Raw genomic sequence first — 1630 nt, 5'->3', positions numbered from 1 at the left:
GGTTCGTGATCGTCGCATTGCCAAGGCTGCCGGTGATCGCCGTCGCACTCGGGATCGTGGTGACTGTCGCCGTTAAGACAGCGTCAGGCACCGCAGACAGCAGCGCAACCGCAACATTACCACTCCCGACCGAGATACCCACACCACCCGGCTGACCGATAAACAACGGATCCGTCAAGGTCAGTCCAAGCAGCAGCAGATTCGCATCTTCAAGCGCTGCATCTGTATCCAGCTGGGCCTGCACGCCCGAGATTACTTGCAGATCAAACCGCGCACCCAGATCGACAAAGCCGAACGCATCCAGGGTCAGCGTGCCCGCCACTTTCAGATCGGTGCCCGCGTCAAACACATCCGGCACGGCGGTAAACTGCACAACATTGACCCAATCAAGCTTGGTACCTTTGGTCGCAACACCACCGGGCAGCGCCGTCACAGTCGCTTTGTTAAAGACAACTTCGATATCCGTCACCGCGATCTCAAGACCCTCGGGCAGCCCGCGCGGCGCGACTTGGCTTGCGGTCGCATAAAGTCCGGTCCAGCTGCGCACCGATGTCGCGGCAACGCCAGCCGTCTCGTTCACCACATAAAGGTTCAGCGCGGCATTCGTCACGGCAAAGCCCGTGCCCTGATCGGCCACACCATTCACAACACCACTCGGCAGATCACCGGACCGCGTGAATGCCCCACCGTCACCGATGAATAGATAAGCGCTCGACAGGTTGAACTGAACCAGTTGCGCCTCGGCGACTGTAATGCCAGCACCGTCGGTCACATTTGAAACCGTCTGGATCTTGCCCGCAAAGTCCGCTGCGACAATCACGTTGTTCTGAATGTTCAGCTCGATCTGACCGCCAAAGGACAGGTCAAGCGTCTCTTCAATCGTGCCAATGCGCGTGCCGTTGAAATCGTCGATGCCCGTCCAGTCAAGCTTGGTCGACACCATCGCGGCATCCGTCGCAGCGCCGTTGAAGCGGAAGGTGATATTGCGCGCAATCGCGATGGCCCCGTCGATGCCGCGCAGGTCAGCCTGACCAATCTCGCCCGCGGCCGCAAGCCAGCTTAGAGGCGCGGCAGCCGTGGCAGCTTCGCTGATAATCGCAAGCTCAAGGTTGCCATCCTGAACGGCGATCCCTGTGCCGCCCTCTTCGAGACCGGTCGCACGCAGTGTCACATCATCATAGATCAACGCGCCCCCTGCCCCTGCAAACAGCGTCGCGCCGCTGATTGAGAATGACAGAACCGACGCATCGGCAACAACGATACCGTTGCCATCATCAATCGTTTTGGTCTGCGCGTTGATGCCGAAGGCACCGAACAGAAGCACGTTATCTTCAATTGCAACTTCGATGGCACCCATAACGCTGAAATCAAGATCGGCGTTGATTCCGTCAACCGCATCCGTGATCGACGTGGTGCCAAAGATCGGCGCGTCAGCCGCGTTCAGCGTGATCCAGTCCAGCTTGGTCGCCATCGCCGCAGGATCCGTTGTCGAGGCAGAGTTCAGGCGGACTTCGAGGTCATAAGCCTTGAGGTCAATACCGTTGATCCCGCGCACATCCAGCTGCCCTGCCCCGGCTTTCAGCGCGGTCCAGGTCTGTGTCGTGCCCGCAATCGTTGGGTCGGTCTGACC

Annotated in this window: 1 protein-coding gene; it reads right to left on the bottom strand. The window is 59.4% G+C overall.

The window, feature by feature from the left end; translation table 11 throughout:
• Nucleotides 1-1630, bottom strand: a 1630-nt coding sequence (locus tag ABYT07_RS20960; RefSeq protein ID WP_372993928.1) for a hypothetical protein, incomplete at both ends; no start/stop codon positions are given.

The organism is Sulfitobacter sp. (assembly GCF_041552635.1).
Taxonomy (GTDB): Bacteria; Pseudomonadota; Alphaproteobacteria; order Rhodobacterales; family Rhodobacteraceae; genus Sulfitobacter.
This window is presented reverse-complemented; position numbering and strand designations above follow the sequence as displayed.